Source organism: Streptomyces sp. NPDC004647 (genome assembly GCF_040609575.1).
Taxonomy (GTDB): Bacteria; Actinomycetota; Actinomycetes; order Streptomycetales; family Streptomycetaceae; genus Streptomyces.
This window is the reverse complement of the sequence record NZ_JBEXKU010000051.1, coordinates 1-25,941: the sequence shown is the minus strand read 5'-3', so window position 1 is coordinate 25,941 and position 25,941 is coordinate 1. Positions and strand designations below refer to the sequence as shown.

Genomic DNA, 25,941 nt, shown 5'->3' with positions numbered 1-25,941 from the left:
CGCCGTCACTTCCCGAACCTACATGTTCACCGTGTGGGAGGGGAATGGATCAAGCCTGCGAGAGCCGCCGTCGTGGCCGCGCCCGCGCCGCCGCACGGGCTGCCCGCCGGGCCCGCCGCCGCTCGCGCCGCAGCGCACGCGCGGTACTGCTGGGCATGGACACCACGCCGTGCCGCTGATTCCAGACCTGCCGGGTCACCCAGACGTCCAGGACGCTCCACGTGGCGACCACGGTGCCGGCGACCGTACTCAGCACCGCGGGGAAGGCGAGCCACACGCCCGCCATCGTGCACAGGAACGCGATCATGGCCTGTATCAGGTTCACGGCGACGATGACGACCGCCCGCACGGCGGCCGCCCTGACCGGATCGGGTAACCGGGGCCGGACGGCGGGCTCCACGGTCCACAGGGGCGGCCGGCTGCTCGGGCGAGCGTCATCGGCGGAACCCGCGGAACTGCCGAAGTCGGCGTAGATGTCGCGATTCAGCGCCTCGCCGCGGGATTCGGCGGGTACTGAGGTGTCAAAACGCGGTCCGGTGTCCATCTGACCTTCACTCCCCCCGCGAGGCGGACTACTCGATGCCGGGTGCGAGGAATCCGGCCCAAGGGTCGGCTGCCCGGCGTGCACTGGTTCGAAAAGCGGGGCGTACGAGAAATTCCACCCGCATCCTCTGAACAGGATCACGAACGGAAGGGGAAGGAGGTTCCCAGGAGGGGAGCAATTCCGGCCGAACGCCGGTCGGAACATGGCGTTCCCGGCAGGTTTGGTGGGCCACGAGTGAGGCTGTGATGTACCGGAATCGACGGACAACTGCCGATGAAACGCCTCGGTATGTCCATCTGCACGTCCGGACGGGTCTTCGAGTTGTGCCCCGGTCAGTAGTAGGCTCGCGCCGTTTATTGACGGAACACCGCCCCCGGGTACCGGGGTTGACGTAGGGGAGGCCATGCGCTTTCGCGGGAAGTCCATCCGCAGGAAGATCGTGGGGCTGCTTCTGGTGCCGCTGGTGTCCCTCACCTCCATCTGGGCCTTCGCCACAGTGATCACCGGCCGCGAGGCCGGGCAACTGCTCGGTGTCGCCCAGATCGTGGACACGGTGGGCGATCCGACCGAGGACGCCGTGCAGGTGCTCCAGCAGGAGCGCCGGCAAACCCTCGTGTACCTCGCCGACCCCCGCCGCTCGGACGGTCTGGCCCGGCTGCACCGGCAGGAACGCGCCACCGACAAGGTCGTGGAGCGGCTGCGCGTGAACTCCGCGGCCGACGGCGTGCGCGACGATCTGCCGCCCGGCTCCGGTTCGCAGCTGACCGCCGTCCTGGACGGCTTGGACGGCCTGGACACCCTGCGCGGCAAGGTCGAAGAGGGCACGATCACCCGCAACGGCGCCTTCGCCGCGTACAACGAGCTCATCGACCCCTGCTACGACTTCCTCAGCGCTCTCCACGCCCTGCAGGACGTGGAGATGGACAAGCAGGCCCGCGCGCTGGTGGGCCTCACCCGCGCCAGGGAAGCCCTCTCCCGCGAGGACGCGCTGCTCGCCTCGGCCATCGCAGCCGGCAGTCTGAACCAGCGCGACCTTCGCTCCTTCTCCGACCTGGTGGCCAACCGCAAGCTGCTCTACACCACCAGTCTGAGCGACCTCCCCGCCGAGGACTGCGCGGTCTTCGAGAAGTACTGGGACGGGCCCGACACCGTGGACCTGCGGTCCACCGAGGAACGGGTGATCGACGCCGGCCACGCCAAGGGTCTGGAGACCATCAACGGTGAGCGCTGGGAGGCCGCCGTCGGCACGGTCCTCGACGACCTCGACCGGATGGGCACCGAGGCCGGCCACCGCTACCGGGACCGCGTCCAGCCGGTCGCCATGGGCGTCCTCGTCAAAGCCGCCGTGGCGGGCGTCTTCGGCTTCGCCGCCGTACTCGTCTCGCTCATCGTCTCGGTACGCATCGCCCGCGGCCTGGTCCGCGATCTGACCCGGCTGCGCAAGGACGCGCACGAGGTCTCCGGCGTACGGCTGCCCAGCGTGATGCGCCGGCTGGCGGCCGGCGATCACGTGGACGTCGAGACCGAGGCCCCCCGGCTGCAGTACGGCCAGGACGAGACGGGCCAGGTCGGCCAGGCGCTCAACACCCTCCAGCGGGCCGCCGTCGAGGCCGCCGTCAAGCAGGCCGACATGCGCCGCGGTGTCTCCGACGTCTTCGTCAACCTGGCCCGCCGCAGCCAGGTCCTGCTGCACCGGCAACTCACGCTCCTCGACACCATGGAGCGGCGCACCGAGGACACCGAGGAGCTCGCCGACCTGTTCCGCCTCGACCACCTCACCACCCGAATGCGCCGGCATGCCGAGGGCCTGGTCATCCTCTCAGGAGCCGCTCCCTCCCGGCAGTGGCGCAAGCCCATCCAGCTGATGGATGTCGTCCGCGCGGCCGTCGCCGAGGTGGAGGACTACGAGCGCATCGAGGTGCGCAGGCTGCCGCGGCTCGCCGTCAGCGGCCCCGCCGTCGCCGACCTTACCCACCTCGTCGCCGAACTCCTCGAGAACGCCACGGTCTTCTCGCCCCCGCACACCGCCGTCCAGGTGCTCGGTGAGCGCGTCGCCAACGGCTTCACCCTGGAGATCCACGACCGCGGCCTGGGCATGACGCCCGACGCGCTCCTCGACGCCAACCTCCGGCTCGCCGAGACCCCCGAGTTCGAACTCTCCGACACCGACCGGCTCGGGCTGTTCGTGGTCAGCCGGCTCGCCCGGCGCCACGCCGTACGCGTCTCGCTGCAGACCTCGCCGTACGGCGGCACCACCGCGGTCGTCCTCATCCCCGCCACCCTGCTCACCGAATCGGGCGGCGAGCTCGCCGGCGGCTCGGGAACCGGCGAGGAGACCGGTGAGCACGAGATCCCCGGAGGCAAGCTCGCGGCGCTCGCCCAGGTGCCCGTCCCGCTGTCCGCGGCGCGCCGGAAGGCGCCCCTGCTCGACGGTCCGGTGGAGCTCGAAGCGCCGCTCACCGCCCTCGACGAGGACGACGAGGCCCTGATCTTCCGCTCCGGGACCCGTGAACGTGAGGCAGCGCAGGGCCCCGCCTCCGCATCGGGCGAGCAGCACGAGCAGGCCCGCGACAACGGCGCCGACGGCTTCGGCCCCGCGCCGTTGCCCCGCCGCCGCTCGCCTGTCCTGGTCTCCGACCACGGCCGGCCGGTCGAGGCCCGGGAGCGCCGCGGGGGAGTGGAGCCGGGCGGGGCGAAGGAGCGGCCCGAGCCGGTGGAGTCCACCGGATTGTCCGGGGCAGGGCTGCCGCGCCGCGTACGGCAGGCCAGTCTCGCGCCCCAGCTGAAGGCCGAGCCCGCACCACGCCTCGGCGACGAGGACTCCCGGTCCGACGCTGAGGTACCCGAGCGCGACGCCGAGGAAGTGAGGTCCCGGATGGCCTCCCTCCAGCGTGGCTGGCAGCGCGGCCGGGCCCACACCGGCGAGGACGCCGAATCCGCCGGGACTGCCCGGGACATCGCACCAGGAACGACATCTGAGGGGAACGGTCGATGAACGCACCGAACGTCACGGCTCGCAACGCCTCGACCAGCGCGGCGGGTGAACTCAACTGGCTCCTCGACGAGCTCGTCGGGCGCGTGAGCAGCATCAGCAAGGCCCTGGTGCTCTCCGGCGACGGCCTGGCCACGGGCGCGTCGAAGGACCTCACCCGGGAGGACAGCGAGCACCTGGCCGCCGTCGCGTCCGGGTTCCACAGCCTCGCCAAGGGCGTGGGCCGCCACTTCGAGGCGGGCAAGGTCAGGCAGACCGTCGTGGAGCTCGACGACGCGTTCCTGTTCGTCACCGCCGCGGGCGACGGCAGCTGCCTCGCGGTGCTCGCCGACGCCGATTCCGACATCGGTCAGGTCGCGTACGAGATGACGCTGATGGTCAAGCGGGTGGGCGTGCACCTGGGGGCCGCGCCGAGGTCCGGCCCGACCGTCGGAGGGTGACGGGCGGCCATGAGCGGAGACGGGGGTCTCATGAGCGGTCAAGGGCGGGATCCGGCCCGGTGGTTCGACGACGCCGCGGGACCGGTCGTACGGCCCTACGCCATGACGCGCGGCCGCACGCGCAGCGGGACAAGGGACAAGCTCGACCTGATCGCGGTGGTCGTCGCCCTGGACAGGACGGATACCCCGGGGGGCTTCGCCGGCGACCCGGGCGCCGGCGACCACACGCTGTCCCCGGAGCATCTGGACATCGTCGGCCAGTGCCGGGACACACCGCAGTCCGTCGCGGAGATCGCGACCGGCCTCGATCTTCCGATCGGGGTCGTCCGGGTCCTCATCGGCGACCTGATCGACGCGGAACTGGTCCGGGTAACCCGTCCCGTACCGCCGGCGGAACTTCCGGACGAGAGCATTCTGCGTGAGGTGATCAGCGGGCTGCGGGCGCTCTGAGCGGGCCCGTCGGAGCCTGGTGCCGGCGGTCGCCTCACACCGTGGAACGGGCGACCGGGGTCTGCCCCCTCTCCGGAGCGGGAATCCCGCCGGGAGCCGTACCGCTCCGGTCCGTCAGAGCCTTCTCCAGACGCTGGATGTGGTGGTACTGCAAGCGGGCTGTGCGCTGCAGGGCCATGACCGACTGGAGGAACTGGTCCATCTCGGCAGCCCGGGTGAGGATGTCGTCGGGCACCCGCTCATCGCCCAGCCAGCTGTCCGTGTCCTGGTGGAGTACGGCTTCCGCCCATGCGCGGGTCACCGGCTTGAACAACCCCGGATGGTTGGCCACGATCCGCGCTCGGATGGCCAAGTCGTTCTCGGCGGCTTCCAGATGCAGACCGGTGTCCTTGTTGCGCGCTCCGAACAGCGGCTCGTGGATGTGGTGGGCATCGAAACCGTGTTCGGCACAGCCGACCCAGAAGTCCCAGTCCTCTCCGGCGCGCATGTCCTCGTTGTAGCCGCCCACGGCCACCCAGGCCTCGCGGCGGTAGAGCGAGCAGTAGAACATGATGAGCCGCTGGAGGAGCAGTTCCCTGCTGTAGGCGGGGAGCGGCATGACCTGCGGAGGCAGGTCGTCCTCGGTGAAGGCGAAGAGGTCGGTGGAGGCGATGGTGACGTCCGGATCGCCGTCCAGGACCGCGACGGTCTTCTCCAGCATGGTGGGGGCGATCACGTCATCGGCGTCCAGTGGCAGGATGTAACGGCCGTTGGCGGCAGCGATGCCGGTGTTGCGCGCGGCGGAGACTCCGGCGTTCGCCTGCTCGAGCAGACGGATGCGGCGGTCGGGGTGCCGAGCGACGAGGGAGGCGGCCACCGCCGCGCTGTCGTCGGTGCTGCCGTCGTCGACGATGACGAGCTCCCAGTCACAGAACGTCTGGGCCAGCACGCTGTCCAACGCCTGGGGCAGATAGCGGCCGTAGTTGTGGCAGGGGATGATCACGGAGACCGCGGGGCTGGATGGGTGACTCATGTGCCGTCTTTCGCTTCGAACGGGAGGGGAACGGTGGATCGATGCGCTGCTGCTGCTGCTGCGAGGCGATGGCAAGGTGAGGGTGCGGAGGCGCTTGTGGCGCGGTGCCCCGTACGTCCGCCGGGCTGTGTCCGATGCCCCTCAGGATGCCCGCGGGCCCCGGACACAGCCCTGCCGTGCTCCCGGCCTAGTCGACGACCGACTCCACCGCTTCCTCCAGGCGCTCGAACTGATAGACCTGCGGCTGGCCGAAGTCGAAGAAGACGGAGTTGCCCACGGGCGGGCACTGCCAGTTGCCGTAGTCGACGATGGTGACGTTGCCGATCGGCGGGCAGCAGTGCCCATTGCCGTAGTCGACGATGGTGACGTTGCCGACCGGCGGACAGCACTGCCCGTTCCCGTAGTCGACGAAGGTGAGGTTGCCGACCGGCGGGCAGACCGGTCCGTTGCTCTGGTCCGCTTTCTCGTGCGTGCCTGCCGATACGTCCTTGTCCACGACGGAGCTGGCGTACGCCGCTTCCGCGGTGTTGAGAAGTCCGGCGGTTGCCATGGCGGCGGGAAGGGCCAGAGAGGTCATGAGGCGGGTTTTCACGATGGCGCCTTTCTTTTCTGAGAGCCGGGACCGGTTTGCGATACCGGCCAGCCCAACGGTGGGGCAGTGGGCTCACAGTAAAATTGCGCACATAACGCGTCCAAAGCAGTTACTCCATGCTGCCTAACCAGGTGGCACCGCTGAATTCCGGGCCTCCCGAGCGCGCAATTGAACAAACGCGCTCGGGCCCCGTACAGCGTTATCCCGGAGCGGAAACCGCCCCGCTGTGCGGCACCTCCGAGGGGCCGCCCGGGTGATGGAGCAGCCCCGCCGGGTGGTGGGGGTGCAGCACTTCCAGATTGGGCAGCGCCCAGCAGGCGGTGCCCATGTCCCGGGCCATCGCGGCCATCCCCTCGGTCTCGATGAGTTGCCGGTAGGGGAAGGTCGGGAACACCAGGCCGTCGCGGTGCAGATCGGCACGTACCAGGAGTGCGGTGCCGCCGACCGAGTCGACACGGATGAGGTGGTGCGCACGCAGCTCGTCCAGATAAATCCGGCCGAATCCCTTCGGGGGCTGCAGGATCCCGTCGCGCATCCACTGCGACCAGTTGAGGGCACCGGCCCTGGGCTGCAGTACGAAGGTGTTGAGGTCGTACGTGGGCCCGGCGGGCTCGGTGACGCAGTGCGGGACGACGATGTCCTTGCCCGCGCCGAGCAGGCGCTGGACGAGGTCGGGCGGGCAGCCGGTCACGTCGCAGTCGAGCCAGAGCACCCACTGCTCGTCGGCCAGGGCACGGGCGACCAGATGGTTGCGCGCTCTGGCCAGCACCGACCTGCGTTCCCGCTGGATGCCCGCCTCCCAGCGGGGACCCGTCGAGCGGAAGCCGAAGTCCTGCCGTACGAGCGTGACGCGCCGGTACGTCGCCTCCAGTTCGGGGAGAGCGCGCTGCAGCATCTCCCAGGTGCCGTCCCGGCTGTCACCTTCCAGCAGGCCGAGGGAGACGGCCTCGCGCGGGTAGTCCAGACCCAGCAGGTCGTCCAGGTAGCCGGGCAGGAACGTGGCCGCGTCCTTGACCGGGGTGAGTACCAGAATCGGAGGCCGCTCGCTCGACGGCACGGGCGCGGGCTCGCACACCCGTGGCTCGGGCGGTTCGGTGGCGCCGGGACCGGTCTCGGCGTGGACGAGATCCCTCGGATCGATCGGCAGCCGGTTCGCCATCGCCAGCACCTGTTCGGCGTATCCGGCCTCCGAACACACATCGGTCGCCACATCGAAGTGCCGCGCGAAGTGTGCCGCGTCGAAGGTGTTGTTCTCATGGAACACATAGGTGTACAGCTCAGGGCCGTCCACCGAGACGACCCGACGGGTACGCGCCAACTGCTCGGCCACCGGGGTGTCTTCGCCCCGCCGCTGCTCCGGGTAGCGCGGCATGCCGTCCTTCGCGCACACCATGGAGCCCTCCCAGAGCCGCGCGCAGGAGAGCGCGAGCTTGCGCCGGGCGGGCCACCACAGCCGTTCCCTGGCGAGGAAGCACGCCTCGGCGCCCAGCGCGAGGATCGCCGCCATCTGTACGTCGATCCGTTCCGGGTCGTAGAGGTCGTCGTCGTCCCACTGGGACACATACGCCCCGGTGGCCCGCTCCACCGCGACATTGCGCAGGGCTCCCAGCGGCAGCCCGTCCGGCGGGAGACGGTGGAACCGGATGCGCGGGTCGCCCAGGCCCCGGACGTACCGCTCGAGACTGTCGCTGGTGCCGTCGTCCAGCACGACCAGTTCCAGGTTCGGATAGGTCTGTGCGAGGAAGCACGCGATCGCCCGCTGCGCCAGCGGCGCGCGGTCCTTGGTCACCATCAGACACGACACCGTGGGTGCCGGTGCCCCGGCGGCCCACCGCCGGCGTTGGGCGTCCAGGTCGATCACGCCGTCGGCGAAGGCCTGCATGTCCTGGCTCGCCCGGAATCCGACCCTCCTGCCCGTGGATGTCCGTGGTGTCCAGGTGGTGTCCGGAGTCCAGCTGCCGGCCCAGTGGTGTACGGCGTAGGCCCGGTCCCGGTCGACATCCTGCGGTCCGAACAGCCGTGTCGCGTAAGGACTCACCTCGGGATAGAGCAATTCCGAGGCGAGCACCGTGACGGAACCGGGGTCCGGGGAGGATCCGATGGCGCGCGTGAGGAAGAACGGGCCCGTGGCGTCCAGAGTGCTGGGCATTCTGTGCGCACCGACCAACTGCCGGTGCACGTGCGCCCAGAAGGGATGGCCCGGCCGTGACGCGATGAAGGCATTGCCGACGATGCGATCGAAACCACGACGCCGGGCCAGCAGCAACTGGGTGTGCGCCTCGGGCTCGCAACCGAGCACGAGGTCGCGTCCGGCGAGGATCTCGGTCAGCGGCCGCAGACATTCGAAGTCCAGATCCACGTACAGCCCGCCGAAATGGTCGAGCAGAAAGTACCGGATGGCATCCGCCCGCATGATCGCCTCGGCATAGCCGTCGTAAATCGGCAGGAACCACGGGTAATGCTCTTCGAGGAACGCGCGATTGTCCGCGTCGGTCCACAGCCGGTACTCCCACCCCGGGTGGTGCCGCTGCCAGGACTCCGCCCACCCCCTCCATTTCGGGGGTACGTCCGCGTCCTTCCACGTCTGGTGGATAAGTGCCGGAATTCTCGTTTGCGCAGGCATCCGCACAGTATGCCCGGACATCTCCGGGCAGCATTCCCGGCTGAACGGGCATTTCTCGTCCGGTCTCGGTCATCGGGTGCCCTGCCTCATGAAAGAGCGGAAGGCCATCAATACGACCACCCGCTCGGCGCAATGGAATGCGGGCACATTCGGCGTAGTGAGTGGCGATGGCGGTCGGCCGGCTGTTCACCGGGAAGGAACGGGAACGTCCCCTGACCACCGGAACGGGACCGTGCGGCGGTCAGGGCCCGGTAGGCCGCCGCGCAACCGCAGTCCTTGATCGGCGCGGGACGGGCAACGATGCCATACCGCACGGGAGTTGCCCGGCGGTCCCGTTGTACTGTTCCCTTGCTGGTATCGGCCGTTTACCGGTCCCAAAGAGCCAAGAATGCCTCTGAACTGCATAAATGGTAGACCAGGAGAAGAGATCAATGGTCTTCGGGCGCTCTGAGCAACGCCGAAAGCCCTCTGTCGAACCGGTGACGCTCAAGATCCTCGTAGCGGGCGGCTTCGGTGTCGGCAAGACGACGCTGGTCGCCTCGGTCAGTGAGATCAGACCCCTGCGCACCGAGGAACTCCTCACCGAGGCGGGCCGGCCGGTCGACTCGACCGACGGGATCGAGGCCAAGCGCACGACCACCGTCGCCATGGACTTCGGCCGGATCTCACTCCGCGAGGACCTGGTGCTCTATCTCTTCGGCACCCCCGGCCAGGACCGCTTCTGGTTCCTGTGGGACGAGTTGGCCCAGGGCGCCCTCGGCGCGGTCGTGCTCGCCGACACCCGCCGCCTCGGCGATTGCTTCGCCGCGATCGACTACTTCGAGCGGCGGGCCATCCCCTTCACCGTCGCCGTGAACTGCTTCGACGGGGCCGAGCGGCACGCACCCGGAACCGTCCGCGACGCCCTCGACCTCGACCCCGGCGTCCCCGTGCTCCTGTGCGACGCACGGGACCGGGACTCCGCCAAGGACGTGCTCGTCTCCGTCGTCGAGCACGCCATGGAGACCGCGGCGGCCCGCCGGCTGCCCGCCACCACCTGACGCACGCGTCCGGCCCGTACCCCATGTCGGGGTACGAGCCGCGCGCACCGTGCGGGGCCGGCTCCGTGCGGGGCCGCGCTCTACACCTCGCCCTCCCCGAGCCAGCCGAAGCTGCGCTCCACCGCCTTGCGCCAGTTCTGGTACTCACGCTCGCGCTCCTGCGCCTCCATCCGCGGCGTCCACTCCTGGTCGCGCTGCCAGTGCGCCCGCAGCTCGTCCAGGTCCTGCCAAACGCCGGTGGCCAGTCCGGCCGCGTACGCCGCGCCCAGGCAGGTGGTCTCGGAGACCACCGGCCGGATGACCGGCACGCCGAGCACATCCGACTGATGCTGCATCAGCAGCCCGTTCGCGGTCATGCCTCCATCCACCCTCAGCGTGGTGATCTGCACACCGGAGTCCTGGTACATCGCGTCCACGACCTCGCGCGTCTGCCAGCTCGTCGCCTCGAGGACGGCCCGCGCCAGGTGGGCCTTGGTGACGTACCGGGTCAGGCCGGTGACCACACCACGGGCGTCGGAGCGCCAGTACGGGGCGAACAGGCCGGAGAAGGCCGGCACGATGTACGCGCCGCCGTTGTCGTCGACGCTCGCCGCGAGGGTCTCGATCTCGTCGGCTGATGTGATGATGCCGAGCTGGTCGCGGAACCATTGCACCAGCGCGCCGGTGATGGCGATCGAGCCCTCGAGACAGTAGACGGGCTGCTCACCGCCGAGCTGGTAGCCCATGGTCGTCAGCAGGCCGTTCTTCGACGGCACGGGCCGGTTGCCGGTGTTGAGCAGCAGGAAGCTGCCGGTGCCGTAGGTGTTCTTGGCCTCGCCGACGCCGTAGCAGGTCTGGCCGAAGACCGCCGCCTGCTGGTCACCGAGCGCGGAGGCCACGGGGACTCCCGCCAGCCGGCCGACGGCCGTGCCGTACACCTCGGAGGAGGAGCGGATCTCGGGCAGTACGGCCTCGGGGATGTTCATCGCCCGGAGGATCGCCGGATCCCACTGCAGACTCTCGAGGTTCATCAGCATCGTGCGGCCGGCGTTGGTCACATCGGTGACATGCACCCCGCCGTCCGTGCCGCCGGTCAGATTCCAGATGAGCCACGAGTCGATGGTGCCGAAGGCGATCTCGCCGCTCTCGGCCCGGTTGCGCAGGCCCGGGACGTTGTCGAGCAGCCAGGCGGCCTTCGGCCCGGAGAAGTAGCTGGCGAGGGGCAGTCCGGTCGCGTCCCGGAACCGGTCCTGCCCGTCCGAGCCGCCGAGTTCGTTGCACAGCGCGGCGGTCCGGGTGTCCTGCCACACGATGGCGTTGTGCACGGGTCTGCCGGTCGCCCGGTCCCACAGCACAGTGGTCTCGCGCTGGTTGGTGATGCCGAGCGCGCTGAGTTGGTCGGCGCGCAGCCCCGCCTTGCCGAGCGCGCCGGCGACGACCGCCTGCACCTTGGACCAGATCTCGGTGGCATCGTGCTCCACCCAGCCCGGTTTGGGGAAGATCTGCCGGTGTTCGCGCTGGTCGACGGCGACGATCGCGCCGTCCTGACTGAAGATGATGCATCGGCTGGAGGTGGTGCCCTGGTCTATTGCGGCGACGAACGTGTCCGTCATGGACGTCTCCTGACTCAGAGGGCTCAGATGACTCAGAGGGCTCAGAAAGCTGCGTTGAAGATCAGGCCGGACAGCACTGCTCCGATCAGCGGGCCCGCTACCGGCACCCATGAGTAACTCCAGTCGGAGGTACCCTTGTTGGGGATGGGCAGTACGGCGTGGATGATCCGCGGGCCGAGGTCGCGGGCCGGGTTGATGGCGTACCCGGTGGGCCCGCCGAGCGAGAGTCCGATGCCGACGACGAGGAAGGCGACGATCAGCGTCTGGGTGCCGGACCGGCCGAGGCCCTCGGTCAGTCCGAACGCCAGGATCGGCAGTACCAGGGCCACCGTCGCGATGATCTCGGTGATGAGGTTGGCGACCGGGTTACGGATCTCCGGGATGGTCGAGAAGATCCCCAGCGTCGGCTCCTCGTTGGCGCCGAACTGCGCGTAGTAGACCAGCCAGGCGAGTACGGCGCCGAGACTCGCGCCGACCATCTGGCCGAGGAGATAGAGCGGCACCTGGTCCCACTCGCCGGTGTCGACGGCGATGCCGACGGTCACGGCCGGATTGAGCTGGCCTCCGGACAGCGGCCCCGCCGTGTATGCCCCGGCCAGTACGCCGAAGCCCCAGCCGAAGGCGATGACGACCCACCCCGAGGCCCGCGCCTTGGAGTGGCGCAGCGTGACAGCGGCGCACACACCGGCGCCGAAGAGGATCAGGATCGCGGTGCCGATGACCTCACCGACGAATATGTCCCCATGGGAGAATTCCATTTGCGGCTCCTTGGCCCTCGCCGGGGGTGCTCGCCCCGGTCCTCCGTACAGGGTGCGTTTCCCGTGCCCGCGGAGCGCCGGCGGCGGGGGTTCCGAGCCCGCCCCGGCGGCCGCGCGACGAGCGTGCCGGCACAGCGGAATCGCCCATGGGTGGTGGGCCGTTCGGCCTGGCAGTGACCTGCGGGGCCGGTGGCCGGGGTGCGGCGACGCCGACTGACATCCGGCAGTGTTCACCGGTGCTGTGAGAGCGTCAAGGTCGCGTACAGCAACGGCTGTGAGGGTGCCCCGCGGCCCTCGCACGCGCGCGTGGGCACGCCGACACCGCAGGGACAGGTAGTACCAGCCGGGACGGCAGGACAGGATCTAACCGGGGGCGGGCACCCCGCGGACGGCACCGGTGGCGCCCGCGGCGCTTCCGGGACCGGGCACGCGTGCGAGGGTTCCCCGCCGTACCTCGTGCCGTAGGGACCCGGGCCGGCCCAGCACCCAACTCGCCCCGCGCAGCGCCTTGGCCCTCTTCTTCAGCGGGGCCAGGCAGGCCGCGGCCTGGTGGTGGTCGGCCACGCTGCCCGGCGGGCACAGCACCGTGGCGAGTGACATGGTGACGGGTATCCCGGCCACCGACCAGGGGGCGTCCAGTGCGGCCGAGGCCAGTGGTTCCAGCGCGTCCGGGTCGGCCAGCAGCAGGAAGTCGTCGCCGCCGATATGCCCGACGCGCGATGTCTGCCGCCCGGCGGCGGCCTCGGCGAGCGTACGGCCCACCGCCCTGATCAGCTCATCGCCTGCCGCGAAACCTGCCCCGTCGTTGACCTGCTTGAATCCGTCCACGTCCAGCCAGCTCAGCGCGAACTCCCGGCCGTCCGCGATGCGCCGGTCCACCTCGGAGTTGACCGCGTCGGAACCCGGCAGCCGGGTCAGCGGGTTGAGCCGGGCCGCCTCCTCCACGCGGTTCTCCGCGAGCACCCGGACGATGTCCGCGAGGTGCACCACGCCCACGCAGCGGCCCTTCCCGTCGACGACCGTCACGTCGTCGCCGGTGCGGCTGCGTTCGTCGGCCGCCACCACGTCCAGCACCTGCCATGCCGTCGCGTGCGTGCCGACCGTACGGGGCAGGTCGGCGAGGCGCACCGCCGGGCGGTCCGCATACAGGGCGTGCCCGTACCGCCCGGAGAGCGAGAGCAGGAAACGGTCCCGGTCCACGGTGCGTACGGGCGCCCCGGCGGAGTCGACCAGCACCACGCCGGACACTTCGGGGGATGCGGTGAGCAGCGCCCGTACGTCCCCGGCGGAGGCGGACACCGGGAGCAGCGCGGCGGGATGCAGGAACTCCAGTACCAACGGCCTGGTGGGTCCGGACGGTCCGGCGGGCACCGACGGGGGCGGGGCCGGGCGGTACACATCGGCGGCGGGCAGACGCGCGGCAGGCGCGAAGAGGTCGCCCTGGGCGAGCTGCGCGCCGGTCTCGCGCGCTGCCGCGTACTGCAGTTCGGTCTCCACGCCCTCGACGGAGAGCTGACCGCCGGAGTCGTCGCAGAACCGGCGGAGCCCGGCGACCACGGCCCGGTACCCCGGGTCCTCCGGCAGCCGTGCCACGACCGACGCATCGACTTTGACGAGGTCGGGGGAGAGCCCGGCGAGCAGCCGCAGCGGCAGGTCGCCGTCGCCGACACCGTCCGCGCAGATCCGGAAGCCCTGGTCGCGCAGGGACGCCACGGCCGACAGCAGGGCCGGCCACGGGACATGGGTGAAGGGGGCGCCGAGGTCGACGGTCACTTCCCAGGGGAGCCTTCCGCTGTCGCGCACGGCCTTGCCCAGGGAGGCGAGCCCGCCGAGGTCCGCGGCCGTCCCGGCGAAGACGTTGACGTGCAGCGGGAGCAGGGTCTCCAGCCGGGTCGCCGACCGTACGGCGAGCGCCGCGAGCTCCCCGTCGAGGTCGGGATTGCGGCGTGCCTGGGTGAGCACGTCCCCCCGCTCCGGGCGGGCGAGTATCTCCAGGGCCGCCACAGATCCGGTCGTGAGGTTCACGACGGGCTGGAAGGCGAAGCGGAGATGGTCCGTCCAGGAGGGCACACCAGCATGATGGCCGCAACTCGCGTGCGCGGGCGCACGGTTCACGCGGAGTTCACGCTCCCTTCCGGAGGGTAGGGGCTGCGGAGGCGGGTGGTGCCGGGTGAGGGCGCAGTACGCGCGACGGCCACCGCCGCCGGACCCGCTGTCGCCGACCGGCCGCCCACCACCGCCGCCGGACCTGCCGTTGCCCGTTCGGCCGCCCACCACCCGGCCGTGCGCCGGTGGTCCGCGCAGGGGATCCTCCCGCGCGTTCCGCGGCAGAGCCGAGCGCGCGTCGTCGCACCGGAGCCGCCCGGCGCCCGGTCGTGGCGGTCCTCACCCAGGCCCCGGGGGGGCGCTCAGCGGACGGCGATCACCGACGATCCGTGCCCGAACAGCCCCTGGTTCGCGGTGATTCCGGCCCGCGCTTCCCGGACCTGCCGGTCACCAGCCTGGCCGCGCAGCTGCCAGGTCAGTTCGCAGACCTGGGCGATGGCCTGGGCGGGGACGGCCTCGCCGAAGGAGGCCAGCCCGCCGCTCGGGTTGACCGGGAGCCGGCCGCCGAGCGCCGTGGCGCCCTCACGGAGGAGCTTCGCGGCCTCACCCGCCCCGCACAGGCCCAAGTCCTCGTACCACTGCAGCTCCAGGGCGGTGGACAGGTCGTAGACCTCGGCGAGCGAGAGGTCCTCCGGTCCGGTACCGGACTCCTCGTAGGCTGCGCGGGCGATCGACGCCCGGAACGCCTCCGGCGACGGCTCGACGGCGGCAGCCGAGTCGGTGGCGATGTCCGGCAGGTCCAGCACCGTCCTCGGGTAGTGCGGCGAGGCGGTGGAGACGGCTCGAATACGAACCGGGTCACGGACGCCGTGCCGGCGAGCGAAGTCCATGCCGGACAGCACCAGTGCCGCGGCGCCGTCGGAGGTGGCGCAGATGTCGAGCAGCCGCAGCGGTTCGGCGACGACCGGGGAGGCGGCCACGTCCTCGGCCGAGACCGCCGTGCGGTAGCGGGCATGGGGGTTCGCCGCACCTGCCGCCGCGTTCTTCACCTTGACCTGGGCGAAGTCTTCGGCCGTGTCGCCGTACAGGGCCATACGGCGACGTGCGTACAGCGCGAAGTACGCCGGGTTGGTGGCGCCCAGGACGCGGAAGCGCAGCCAGTCCGGATCGTCGGGCCGGTCCCCGCCCGCCGGGGCGAAGAAGCCCTTCGGTGCCGCGTCCGCGCCGAGTACCAGCACGGCATCGGCCATCCCCGCCAGGATCTGCGCCCGCGCCGTGTTCAAGGCCTGCGCGCCGGAGGCACAGGCCGCGTACACACTCGTCACCCGGGCGCCCTGCCATCCCAGGGCCTGGGCGAACGTCGCGCCCGCCACATGGCCCGGGTAGCCCCCTCGCACGGTCGCCGCGCCCACCACGGAGTCGATGTCCTGCCAGCCGAGCCCGGCGTCCGCGAGTGCCGCGCGGGCGGCGGCGGTGCCGTAACGGACGAAACTGCGGCCCCACTTGCCCCAGGGGTGCATTCCGGCGCCGAGCACCGCGACGTCGCCGCTCATGCCGGGCCCTCGCCCACGGGCCGCCAGTGCCAGGTCGTCCAGACACGCTCCTCGTCCTCGCTCAGGACGCCGGGGACCACCTCGACCTCCATGCCGACCGCCAGAGCGTCCACGGTCACCCCGGGCGCCGCATGGCCGAGTACGACCATGCGTTCGGCCGCCAGTTCCACCGCGACGAGCGTGTACGGCTCCCACTCCCGGGCGGGGTCCGAGACGTACGGCGCGGGAGGCCGGTAGCGCCCATCGGTGTAGGACCACACCCGGCCCCGCCGGGAGAGCGGGACCTCGGCCAACTCGGCTCCCGCGCAGGAGGGGTTGCGGCAGAAGTGGTCCTCCCGGGGAAAGAAGACCGAGGCGCAGGCGGTGCAGCGGGTGCCGAGCAGCCGGAAGCCCTCGGCGTCCGCGGCGGACAACGCGTCCTCGGCGCCGGCCGCGTCCGGCGGACCGCTCCCGTGGCCGCTGCTGAACCAACCGGTCACCACGGGCGTACGCGTACGCGGCAAGGCCCCTCCCGGCATCAGACCTGACGGTACGTCAGGAGTGCCTCAGAAGTGTGCCACGGTCAGGTGTTCTCGGCGAGCCACTTGGCGGCGGTCTCGGCCAGCTCGTGATCCCGCCCCATGAGCATCATCCGGATCATCTGCGCGTCGCCGCGCAGCGACCACAGGGGGTGCCCGAAGGTGGCGGGGTTGTTCTTCTCGATGAGGAAGTGGGCGGGCCAGGCGGTGCCGTAACCGATGACCGGAAGCGCGGGAAGGTAGCGCTTGCGGCCGCGCGCCAGGCCGTATGCGCTCAGCGTGAGTCCGGTCAGGGTGCCGGTCAGATGGATCCAGCGGGTGGCCGCCTTGGAGTGCATGGCCACGTAGTAGGGCCAGAACTCCTCGTACGACGTGAACGTCTGCTGCGTCATGGCCGCACCGTAGTGCCGTGCGGGACAACAGTGAAGAATTCCGTCGCCGTCCCCTATGGTCGGGTGGCTGAATCCGCGAGATGGGCCGGTCGGTGCGGCCGCACAGGGCAAAGCGGAACGAAACGGGACGGAAGCCATATGCGTGGACCCTTGATATCCGGCACCGCGGCGCGCGTGCTGCCTGCGGCTATGGCTGCCGGTTCGCTCGCCGCGGTACTCGCGACGGCGGGCCCGGCAGCCGCGGCGGGCGTGAGCACCGCGGCCCGGGGGGCCGCCGCAGGGCCGCAGGTCCTGTGCACATCCGAGCAGCCAGGGCTGGCCGACCGGCTGTCCAAGGACGTCGCCGCGGCCCTGAGCGGACGGCAGAGCACCACGGCCGCCGCGCTGTACGACCGCCGCACCGGAACCCGGTGCACGCTCGCGGCGGACCGGAGCTTCGACTCCGCGAGTGTGGTCAAGGTCGCTGTCCTGGGGGCGCTGCTGCGGCAGGCCATGGAGGAGCAGCGCGTCTTCACGCCGCGCGAGCTGGAACTCACCCACGCGATGATCACCACCTCGGACAATGACGCGACCTCCGCTCTCTGGCGGCAGATCGGAACCGCGGGCATCGAGCGCTTCCTGCGCCTGGCCGGGATGGACAGCACGGTTCCGGGCACGGACGGAAAATGGGGCCTCACTCGGACCACCGCCGGCGACCAGCTGAAACTGCTGGAACTGCTGACCGCGAGCAACCCGGTCCTCGACGAGCAGGCGCGTGCCTACGCGCTCGACCTGATGAACCAGGTCGTCCCGGGGCAGCGCTGGGGCGTCCCCGCCGGAGCCCCGGGCACGGCGACGATCGCGGTGAAGAACGGCTGGCTGCCCCGCTCCACGCACGCGTGGCGGGTGCACAGCATGGGTGCCTTCACCGGCCGCGGCCATGACTACGGCATCGTCGTCCTCTCCCAGGACAGCCGCACCATGAACTACGGCATCGAAACCATCCAGGGCGCCGCCCGAGCCATCCACCAGGACCTGACCCCGGCGTCCCCGGCCGCCGGCCGGTACGTTCCGACCGTGCCGCTCCGCACCCCCGCCCCCCCGGTGGCCCCTGACGGACCGTAGACCGGTCGGCGGGGCAGCACCTGGGCACACCGGGGGATACGAGTCCACCCGCGGCGGGTCCGGACCGGCTCCCGGCGGGCCCGGTACGCCGACCGCGCGGCGAACCAGAGAGACCCGGCCACGGCTGCTCGGCGCCCGAAACAAGCGGGAGGGCGGTCCGGGACCCACATGAGTCCCGGACCGCGGAGCCGCTCCAGGCCATGTGCCGCCGATCCCGGCCGGCATGGGCGTAAACCGCTTGCTGCGCTCGTCACGCGGTGATGAGGATGGCGCCATGCCTGCTTTCACCGCTCTCGACGGGACTGAACTCGCCTATCACGTCGTGGGCGAGGGCGAGCCGCTGCTCTGCCTGCCCGGTGGACCCATGCGCGCTGCCGCATACCTCGGAGATCTCGGTGGACTGTCCAGGCAACGCCGGCTGGTCATGCTCGACCTGCGTGGCACCGGCGATTCCGGTATCCCCGCCGACCCGGCGACGTACCGCTGCGACCGGCAGGTCACCGACGTCGAGGCACTCCGCGATCACCTCGGGTTGGACCGCGTCGATGTTCTCGCGCACTCGGCGGGCGGCGATCTCGCCATTCTCTACGCGGCCCGGCACCCGCAGCGCATCCGCTCCCTCACTCTGATCACCGCCCGTGCTCGCGCCCTGGGCGTCGACTTCACTGAAGAGCACCGCCGGGAGGCGGCCGCGTTGCGCACGGCTGAGCCCTGGTTCAGGGCCGCGCACGATGCCTATGAAGCTGTCTGGGCCGGCTCCGCGACTGATGCCGACTGGGATGCCCTTGCCCCGTTCTTCTACGGCCGTTGGGACACAGCCGCTCAGGCACACGCCGCGTCCGACGTTGAACAGAGCAACGCGGAGGCCGCGGAGATGTACGCGTCCTCCGGTGCCTTCGATCCTGCCGCAACCCGCGCCGCTCTTGCCGTATTGGACGCGCCGGTCCTGGTTCTCGCAGGTGACGTGGACAGCGGCCCGCTTCCCCGCGTCGCTGCTGCCATTGCGGAGATGTTCCCCCAGGCCGAACTGGCCGTCCAGCCGGACGCCGGCCACTTCCCGTGGCTCGACGACCCCCTCCGCTTCTCCCGGACCGTCGCGACATTCACAACGACCCAACCCTGCGGCCATCACATGATCGGCCGGACCAGAACCTGGTGCGGCGCCGGAAGCGACCGCCGTGACACCGGGAAGTCGAAGTAGGTGTCGGGGAAGACTTCGGGCTTGTGGGTGAAGTGCCACCACTCCTCGGGAAGATTGACGAAGCCCCGGCTCTCCAGAGTGTTCTTCAGCAGCAGCCGGTTCGCGCGCTGCTTGCCCTTGATGCGCGGATCCATGCTGTGCGACAGGGTGTCGAAGCAGTCGAAGCCCGTGCCCATGTCGACGGAGTTGTCGGGGAAGCGCTCCTTCTGCGGTGCGTAGCAGGGGACGAGAGGCTCACCCGGCACATACGGGCGGGTCGGGCGGGCCGGCAGCTTCACGATCGTCAGATCCACCGTGCTGCCGCGGCTGTGCCCCGACTTCTCGGCGATGTAACCGTCCGCGAAAAGCCGCGACTTGTCGACTTGCGGATAGAACTCCTCCTTCATGGCCCGGTCGTCGAGATCCTTCGCCCAGTCGACGAACTGGTCCACCGCCCGCTGCGGCCGGTAGCAGTCGTACACCTTGAGCGAATAGCCCCGGCGCAGCAGCGCCCTCTGCGCTGTGTGCAGCGCCTTCGCCGCGGGAGCGGTGAGGATGCACAGCGGTTGGCGGTAGCCGTCGATGGGCTCGCCCACGAAGTTGTGCCGTGTGATGTAGCGCATCTCCTCGCGGATGGTCGGGTCGACGTCCCGCAGGGCGACGAACTCCTTGGGCGCCTTCGGCTCCGGCTTCGCCCGGGCCGTGGCCGCCGGGGGAGCGGCGGTGACGGCGATCAGCGCGGCCGCGGTGAGAGCCAGGGCGCGGAGTGCGGCAGGGAGTCGTGACATGCTCATTGGATCTATCAGGCGGACCGGCCCGTGGGAAGGTGTACGGGGCCGGAAGCGGATACAGTCCGCGCGTGGCCGACCTCGAACCCCAGTCCCACTGCTCGTCCTGCGGGGCCGCCTACCCGTCCGGCCTCAACTGGCCCCGGCAGTGCCCGGACTGCGGCAACACCGTCTACCGCAACCCCCTGCCGGTCGCCGTGGCCCTCCTGCCCGTCCGGGGCACGCCCGGCAACGGCGCCGGCGCCGGACCAGCCAGCGGCCCAGGCCCAGGCATCCGCACCGGCACCGGACTCGTCGTCATCCGCCGCACGATCGAACCCGGTCGAGGCGGGATGGCCCTGCCCGGCGGCTTCATCGATCACGGTGAGGACTGGCGGGACGCTGTCGCGCGCGAGTTCCGCGAGGAGACCGGCATCCCCGCCGACCCCGGTCAGGTACGACTCGCCGACGCGCTCAGCTCGCCCGCCGGCCATCTGCTGATCTTCGGCCTGTTCCCCGAGCTCTCCGCCGAAGACCTCCCGCCTTCCGTCCCCACCGACGAGACGGAAGGCTGGGAAATCCTGGAAAGACCGGCTCAACTCGTCTTCCCCCTGCACACCTTGGCCGCCCGGGCCTGGTTCGACGGCCGTTACGACCACCTGCCTGCACCCTGGCCCGTGCCCTGATCAGCCCGCCGACCCCCGTACACGCACCGGATACCCGGGTTCCTCACCGTCCTCCCGCAGGACGACCACCCCGCCGTCCGCGACCCTCGAGGTGAAACGTTCGACCCGGGCCCGCTCCCATCCGTCCCCGGCATCGGAGATCACCAGCCCGCCGCCCTTGCGGCCCGCCGTCGGCGCCCACACCTCCAGCTCCACGCCCCCGTCCTCCGCCACGACGGGCAGTACCGAGCCCGCCCGCGCCAGCACGGGAATCCGCCCCAGCGGAGCATCCAGCAGGACCTGGCCCGGTCCCTCGTGGGCCTCCCCGGTGGCCGTGTCGTACCAGCGGCCACGCGGCAGCCGTACCGCCCGCCGGGTGCCGCCACGCTCCAGCACCGGTGCCACCAGCAGTGCGTCGCCCAGCAGAAAGGTGTCCCCGCAGTCGCGCAGCCCCCGGTCCTGCGGTGCGCCCCACCACACGGGGCGCACATACGGCGCACCCGTGCGCTGCGCCAGATGGGACAGGGTGACGAAATACGGCAGCAGCCTCTCCCGTTCGCGCAGTGCCACGCGCGCGTGCTCCAGGACCTGCGGCCCGAACGCCCACGGCTCCCGGCGCCCGGCGAAGAACGCCGAGTGGGTACGGAACAGCGGCAGCCACGCCGCCAGTTGGAACCACCGCAGATACAGCTCCGGGGACGGCGAGCCGGTGAAGCCGCCCACATCCGGACCCGAGTACGGCACCCCGCTCAGCCCCAGCCCCAGCACCAGAGCCAGCGATGCCCGCAGCCCGGGCCAGCCGGTGGTGACATCGCCCGACCAGGTGCCGCCGTACCGCTGCATCCCGGCCCAGCCGGAGCGGGAGAACAGGAACGGCCGCTCCTGCGGCCGCAGTTCGCGCAGCCCCTCGTACCCGGCCTGTGCCATCTGGAGGCCGTAGACGTTGTGCGCCTCCCGGTGGTCGCCGCCCCGGCCCTCCAGGGCATGCCGTGACGAGCGCGGCAGGGTCGGATCGCCGAAAGCCGCGAAGGACACCGGCTCGTTCATGTCGTGCCACACGCCGGAGAAGCCCTGCGCCAGCCGCTCCGCGTACAGGCCGCCCCACCACGTGCGCACTTGCGGGTCCGTGAAGTCGGGGAACACCGACTCGCCCGGCCACACCACTCCGCGTACCTCCCGGCCGCGCGCGTCCCGGACGAACGCGTCCGACGCCGACCCGCTGTCGTACACCGGATAGCCCGGCTCCGCCTTCACCCCCGGATCGATGATCGACACCAGCCGCACCCCCTCCGCGCGCAGCTCCTGAGCCAGCCCCGGCAGATCGGGGAAGTGCTCGGTGTCCACCGTGAACACCCGGTGCCCCCGGAAGTGGTCGATGTCCAGATGCAGCGCGGACAGCGGCAGCCCCCGCTCCCGGTAGCCGGCCGCCACCCGGCGGACCTCCTCCGAGCCGCCGAAACCCCAGCGGGCGTGGTGGTGTCCCAGCGCCCAGCGCGGGGGGAGCGCGGGTGCGCCGGTGAGCGCGGTCCAGCCCCGCAGCACGCGCGCGGGGGAGCCGACCACGGTCCAGGAGCGCAGCGGTCCGCCGTCCATCTGCAGTTCGCAGGAGCCGGGCCGGTCGTGACCCGAGCCGGCCCCCTCCTCGCCCTCGCGCAGCCGCACGCGCCCGTCCCACGTACTGTCGTGGAACACCAGATGGGTGCCGGCGTCCGCGACGACCATCCGCACCGGCATGGTGATGTACAGCGGATCGTCGCCCGGCCCGAACGCACCCCCCGGGTCGGTGTTCCACAGCCGGTACGAGCCGTCCCGCAGCCGGGGGCCCGACGCCCGGCCGCCCAGACCGAAGAACCGCGCGTCGGCCGGAACCTCCGACCGCTGCACCCAGCGCGTGCCGGCGTCCTCCGTACCCGCGACCGGATCCCACCAGCGCGGCGGCAGATCCCGCCGCAGCACCACCCCGCCCGGCGTACGGATCTCCACCGCCCCGTGACGCGACACCACCACCGTCACCCGCTCGGAGACGACCCGCCAGCCGCCGTCCTTGTCCGGCTCGAGCACCGCGCGGGCGTCGGCCGCCGGACAGCCGCGCGCCAGCGCGTACGACGGCTCCGGCCCTGCGCCGTCCCAGCCGCAGAAGACAGCACCGCCCGTCGCCACCCGCACCCGCAAGGAGGAGCGCGTGAAACGGACGATTCCGCCCCCCGGCTGCGGCTCCGCGCCCTGCACGAGCCCCGGCACGCGCGCCCGCTCCGGCCCCCTCCTCGGCAGCCCCGCCGCATCGGCCCGCTGCCGCAGCCACGCCGCGCGCACCGAGCGCAGTCCCTGCGCCGTACCGAGCACCTTCACCGACCGCACCAGTTCACGCGCATCCATGCTGCTCACCCTGCCACTGGCGGTGGACCGTACGGGGCACGTTCAACTGCCGTTCACCGTGGTGGGGGCACACTCGTCACCCCCCGAATGTGGGTGGGCCGCCCTGGTGCCGCAGTCGATCACATGGCATCGTCCTGCTCAGCCGCGTCACGCGCACGCCCCTCGAACCGCCGAGGGGATCCCCGACGCCCGTGCGCGCGGCATGCCGCCCACCAGGCGGCGCGAACCGAGCAGCCAACGCGTACAGCCCGGGAGCCGTGCCATGAGCTCAGCGAACACCGCACCGACGCCTGCTCCGCAGCCGGAGCCGCTGTGGCAGCCAGGAGCCGATCGCGTCGCCGGCGCGCAGGTCACCCGCTTCCAGGAGTGGGCCGCCGACCGGTACGGCGCGCCACGGGCGGTGCCGGGTGACCCCGTAGCGAGCTACACCGCGCTCCACCGCTGGTCGGTCGATGAGCTCGAGCGCTTCTGGCAGGCCGCAGCCGAGTGGTTCGACGTGCGCTTCGACAGCCCGTACGAGACGGTGCTCGCCGACGCCGCCATGCCGGGCGCCCGCTGGTTCCCCGGAGCCACCCTCAACTACGCCGAGCACGCCCTGCGCGCCGCAGCGGACCCCGAACGAGCCGGCACCCCCGCACTCCTCCACGTCGACGAGACCCACGAGCCGCACCCGGTGTCATGGGCCGAACTGCGCCGCCAGGTCGGCTCACTCGCCGCCGAACTGCGCCGGCTCGGTGTACGGCCCGGCGACCGCGTCAGCGGCTATCTCCCCAACGTCCCCCAGGCCGTCGTCGCGCTCCTCGCCGCCGCCGCGGTCGGCGCCGTCTGGACCTCCTGTGCCCCCGACTTCGGCGCCCGCAGTGTCCTCGACCGCTTCCAGCAGGTCGAGCCCGTCGTCCTCTTCGCCGTCGACGGCTACCGGTACGGCGGCAAGGAACACGACCGCGCGGAGACCGTCGCCGAGCTGCGCCGCGAACTGCCCACCCTGCGCGCGGTGGTGCACATCCCTCTGCTCGGCACCCCCGCCCCCGACGGAGCCCTGGAGTGGGACGGCCTCGTCTCCGCCGACGAGGAGCCGGTCTTCGAGCAGGTCCCCTTCGACCACCCGCTGTGGGTGCTCTACTCCTCCGGTACGACCGGCCTGCCCAAGGCCATCGTCCAGTCCCAGGGCGGCATTCTCCTCGAACACCTCAAACAGCTCGGCCTGCATACGGACCTGGGCCCGGAGGACCGTTTCTTCTGGTACACCTCCACCGGCTGGATGATGTGGAACTTCCTCGTCTCCGGCCTCCTCGTCGGCTCCACCGTCGTCCTCTACGACGGCAGCCCCGGCTACCCCGACACGGCCGCCCAGTGGCGCATCGCCGAGCGCACCGGTGCGACACTCTTCGGCACCTCGGCCGCTTACGTCATGGCCTGCCGGAAGGCCGAGGTGCACCCCGGCCGCGACTTCGATCTCTCCCGCGTGAAGTGCGTCGCCACCACCGGCTCGCCGCTGCCGCCCGACGGATTCCGGTGGCTGCACGACGAAGTCGCCGAGGACATGTGGATCGCCTCCGTCAGCGGCGGCACCGACGTCTGCAGCTGTTTCGCCGGCGCCGTCGCCACCCTTCCCGTCTTCATCGGCGAACTCCAGGCGCCCTGCCTCGGCACCGACCTCCAGGCATGGGACCCGCACGGCGAACCGGTCACGGACGAGGTCGGCGAACTGGTCGTCACCAACCCGATGCCCTCCATGCCGATCCGCTTCTGGAACGACCCGGACGGCAGCCGCTACCGGGAGAGTTACTTCGAGATGTTTCCCGGCACGTGGCGGCACGGCGACTGGATCACCGTCACCGCGCGCGGCACGGTCGTCATCCACGGCCGCTCCGACTCCACGCTCAACCGGCAGGGCGTCCGGATGGGCTCGGCCGACATCTACGAAGCCGTCGAACGCCTCCCCGAGATCCGCGAATCCCTGGTCATCGGCGTCGAGCAGCCCGATGGCGGCTACTGGATGCCGCTCTTCGTCCACCTCGCCGAAGGCGCCGCCCTCGACGACGCGCTCGGCGACCGCATCAAGCGCACCATCCGCGAACAGCTCTCGCCGCGCCACGTCCCCGACGAGATCATCGAGGTCCCGGGCGTCCCGCACACCCTCACCGGCAAGCGCATCGAGGTCCCCGTCAAGCGGCTGCTCCAGGGCACCCCGCTCGAGAAGGCCGTCAACCCCGGCTCCGTCGACAACCTCGAACTCCTCCGCTTCTATGAGCGAGTCGCCCGCGATCACTCCGCGTAGCGACTGCCCCCGCAGTTGTCACACTCCGTTGTCAGACCTCCCGATTACGGTGAGTGAGCATTGACCGTAATGGGCTGAGGGGGAGTCATGACACGGACCGGGAACGACGGGAAATCACCGACCGCACGGCACACGCTGCGCCGAGAAGCGCCCAGCACCGTGGCGCTGCTGGCAGGAGAGGAGGACTTCGCGGCCATGCGGCGGTACGCGACATTCGCCTTCGACGACCACGCCGCGTATCTGAAGGAGATGGAGGGCCTGCTGCGCGCACTCGCGTCACAGGGTGTGCACACCACGGTCGCCCTCTTCGACCCGGTCGAGTACGGGGAGTTCTGCGAGGACGTCCGACTCGATCCGGACCTGCCGCACAGCCGCACGCGGTACACCGCCGACGTGGCGGCCCTGGGCGCCACCGTCCCGTACGAGGGGCAGCCCATCGATCTGCTGGTGCCGGAACTCATCGGGGTGGCGGACAGGCACTCCACGCTGGAGAGCGCGACGGCCGTGCTGGCCGGGACCGGTGACTGCGCCGACTGCGGCCGGGACGTGGGGCGTTCCGCGTACGCCCGTGCCTCGCAGGCTCTGATGAGGATGGTCGAAGCAGTCGGCCCCGGGACGCACCACGCGGTGTGCAGCGTGCCGGTCGACGGCGCACCGCTCATCGCGGTCCTGCACGCCGAATGCCGGGACGACGGGCTGGTGCACCTGGTGGAGCCGGAGGCACTGGTCTTCTGCACGGTACTGGCTGCGGGCATCGCCACGGACAGCCCCGGCGGCATCGTCATCCGCAGCAGCGGTTCGGCGGACAAGGGCCCCGACCTGGTCCGCGGCTGGGCTCTGCGCGGCGGCTGGCCCCGGGCTCTGAGCGAGGCCGAGGTGTTCGCCGCGTACTGCACCGACGCGGACACCGGGGAACCGGTGCCGCCCGAGCCAGGAGTCGTCTACCGGCCGGGCATCGAACTGCCGCTTCCGGAGGAGGGGGACCGCTGAACGGCGGTGGCCGTCCCGCACCGAGC

Annotated in this window: 21 protein-coding genes; 9 read left to right on the top strand and 12 right to left on the bottom strand. The window is 71.2% G+C overall.

The genetic code is table 11. From position 1 onward, the window contains the following. Positions 1–49 precede the first annotated feature (49 nt). Positions 50–544, bottom strand: coding sequence for a hypothetical protein (locus tag ABZW18_RS22270; RefSeq protein WP_356189969.1), 495 nt, complete (start codon positions 542–544; stop codon positions 50–52). Between the two features lie 403 nt (positions 545–947). Between ABZW18_RS22270 and ABZW18_RS22265 the strand changes: the two genes are divergently transcribed. From ABZW18_RS22265 to ABZW18_RS22255, 3 genes are read left to right on the top strand one after another with little or no spacing between them, the layout of a single operon-like run. Then, positions 948–3,539: a nitrate- and nitrite sensing domain-containing protein gene (locus ABZW18_RS22265; protein ID WP_356189967.1), complete on the top strand. Its 2,592-nt coding sequence runs from the start codon at positions 948–950 to the stop codon at positions 3,537–3,539. Next, positions 3,536–3,976 carry a roadblock/LC7 domain-containing protein gene (locus tag ABZW18_RS22260; RefSeq protein WP_356189965.1) on the top strand — a complete coding sequence of 147 codons (441 nt, stop codon included), beginning with the start codon at positions 3,536–3,538 and terminating at the stop codon, positions 3,974–3,976. The genes ABZW18_RS22265 and ABZW18_RS22260 overlap by 4 nt, the downstream gene beginning before the upstream one ends. A 30-nt stretch (positions 3,977–4,006) precedes the next feature. Beyond that, on the top strand, positions 4,007–4,426 hold the full coding sequence (locus ABZW18_RS22255) for a DUF742 domain-containing protein (protein WP_356189963.1): 420 nt from the start codon (positions 4,007–4,009) through the stop codon (positions 4,424–4,426). Positions 4,427–4,460: 34 nt separating this feature from the next. Here ABZW18_RS22255 and ABZW18_RS22250 read toward each other — a convergent pair whose 3' ends face one another. From ABZW18_RS22250 to ABZW18_RS22240, 3 genes are all read right to left on the bottom strand, one after another. Further along, a complete protein-coding gene (locus tag ABZW18_RS22250) occupies positions 4,461–5,438 on the bottom strand; it encodes a glycosyltransferase family A protein (protein ID WP_356189960.1) in 978 nt (325 codons plus the stop codon). Positions 5,439–5,625: 187 nt separating this feature from the next. Further along, a complete protein-coding gene (locus ABZW18_RS22245; RefSeq protein WP_356189958.1) occupies positions 5,626–6,015 on the bottom strand; it encodes a hypothetical protein in 390 nt (129 codons plus the stop codon). A gap of 214 nt (positions 6,016–6,229) precedes the next feature. Further along, positions 6,230–8,653: a glycosyltransferase gene (locus ABZW18_RS22240; RefSeq protein ID WP_356189956.1), complete on the bottom strand. Its 2,424-nt coding sequence runs from the start codon at positions 8,651–8,653 to the stop codon at positions 6,230–6,232. A 431-nt stretch (positions 8,654–9,084) separates the two neighbouring features. On the opposite strand from ABZW18_RS22240, the gene ABZW18_RS22235 reads away from it, so the two are divergent. Next, positions 9,085–9,693: an ATP/GTP-binding protein gene (locus tag ABZW18_RS22235; RefSeq protein ID WP_356189954.1), complete on the top strand. Its 609-nt coding sequence runs from the start codon at positions 9,085–9,087 to the stop codon at positions 9,691–9,693. An 80-nt stretch (positions 9,694–9,773) separates the two neighbouring features. Here ABZW18_RS22235 and glpK read toward each other — a convergent pair whose 3' ends face one another. The 6 genes from glpK to ABZW18_RS22205 form a co-directional block, all read right to left on the bottom strand. After that, the gene (gene glpK / locus ABZW18_RS22230) at positions 9,774–11,285 is read right to left on the bottom strand and encodes a glycerol kinase GlpK (RefSeq protein ID WP_356189952.1); all 1,512 of its coding nucleotides are present in this window, start codon (positions 11,283–11,285) and stop codon (positions 9,774–9,776) included. Positions 11,286–11,326: 41 nt separating this feature from the next. Beyond that, a complete protein-coding gene (locus ABZW18_RS22225; protein WP_356189949.1) occupies positions 11,327–12,043 on the bottom strand; it encodes an MIP/aquaporin family protein in 717 nt (238 codons plus the stop codon). Between the two features lie 363 nt (positions 12,044–12,406). Beyond that, positions 12,407–14,113 (bottom strand): GGDEF domain-containing protein, encoded by a 1,707-nt coding sequence (locus ABZW18_RS22220; RefSeq protein ID WP_356189947.1) that lies wholly within the window; start codon positions 14,111–14,113, stop codon positions 12,407–12,409. 338 nt (positions 14,114–14,451) lie between these two features. Continuing rightward, on the bottom strand, positions 14,452–15,642 hold the full coding sequence (locus ABZW18_RS22215) for a lipid-transfer protein (protein ID WP_356189945.1): 1,191 nt from the start codon (positions 15,640–15,642) through the stop codon (positions 14,452–14,454). Further along, positions 15,639–16,055 (bottom strand): zinc ribbon domain-containing protein, encoded by a 417-nt coding sequence (locus ABZW18_RS22210; RefSeq protein ID WP_356190019.1) that lies wholly within the window; start codon positions 16,053–16,055, stop codon positions 15,639–15,641. Before ABZW18_RS22210 ends, ABZW18_RS22215 begins: the two co-directional genes overlap by 4 nt. Before the next feature lie 149 nt (positions 16,056–16,204). After that, the gene (locus ABZW18_RS22205) at positions 16,205–16,552 is read right to left on the bottom strand and encodes a DUF962 domain-containing protein (protein ID WP_356189942.1); all 348 of its coding nucleotides are present in this window, start codon (positions 16,550–16,552) and stop codon (positions 16,205–16,207) included. A 138-nt stretch (positions 16,553–16,690) separates the two neighbouring features. Here ABZW18_RS22205 and ABZW18_RS22200 point away from each other — a divergent pair, with 138 nt between their 5' ends. Beyond that, entirely contained in the window at positions 16,691–17,656 is a 966-nt protein-coding gene (locus tag ABZW18_RS22200) for a serine hydrolase (protein ID WP_356189937.1), read from the top strand. Positions 17,657–17,930: 274 nt separating this feature from the next. After that, positions 17,931–18,857 carry an alpha/beta hydrolase gene (locus tag ABZW18_RS22195; RefSeq protein ID WP_356189935.1) on the top strand — a complete coding sequence of 309 codons (927 nt, stop codon included), beginning with the start codon at positions 17,931–17,933 and terminating at the stop codon, positions 18,855–18,857. Here the strand turns inward: ABZW18_RS22195 and ABZW18_RS22190 are convergent. Continuing rightward, a complete protein-coding gene (locus ABZW18_RS22190) occupies positions 18,785–19,624 on the bottom strand; it encodes a M15 family metallopeptidase (protein ID WP_356189933.1) in 840 nt (279 codons plus the stop codon). The two genes, ABZW18_RS22195 and ABZW18_RS22190, sit on opposite strands and share 73 nt — an antisense overlap. Before the next feature lie 71 nt (positions 19,625–19,695). Between ABZW18_RS22190 and ABZW18_RS22185 the strand changes: the two genes are divergently transcribed. Further along, on the top strand, positions 19,696–20,289 hold the full coding sequence (locus ABZW18_RS22185) for an NUDIX domain-containing protein (RefSeq protein WP_356189932.1): 594 nt from the start codon (positions 19,696–19,698) through the stop codon (positions 20,287–20,289). Here ABZW18_RS22185 and ABZW18_RS22180 read toward each other — a convergent pair whose 3' ends face one another. Further along, entirely contained in the window at positions 20,290–22,644 is a 2,355-nt protein-coding gene (locus tag ABZW18_RS22180) for a glycoside hydrolase family 31 protein (protein WP_356189930.1), read from the bottom strand. Between the two features lie 262 nt (positions 22,645–22,906). On the opposite strand from ABZW18_RS22180, the gene ABZW18_RS22175 reads away from it, so the two are divergent. After that, the gene (locus ABZW18_RS22175) at positions 22,907–24,925 is read left to right on the top strand and encodes an acetoacetate--CoA ligase (protein ID WP_356189928.1); all 2,019 of its coding nucleotides are present in this window, start codon (positions 22,907–22,909) and stop codon (positions 24,923–24,925) included. Positions 24,926–25,012: 87 nt separating this feature from the next. Next, the gene (locus ABZW18_RS22170) at positions 25,013–25,915 is read left to right on the top strand and encodes a hypothetical protein (protein WP_356189926.1); all 903 of its coding nucleotides are present in this window, start codon (positions 25,013–25,015) and stop codon (positions 25,913–25,915) included. Positions 25,916–25,941 lie beyond the last annotated feature (26 nt).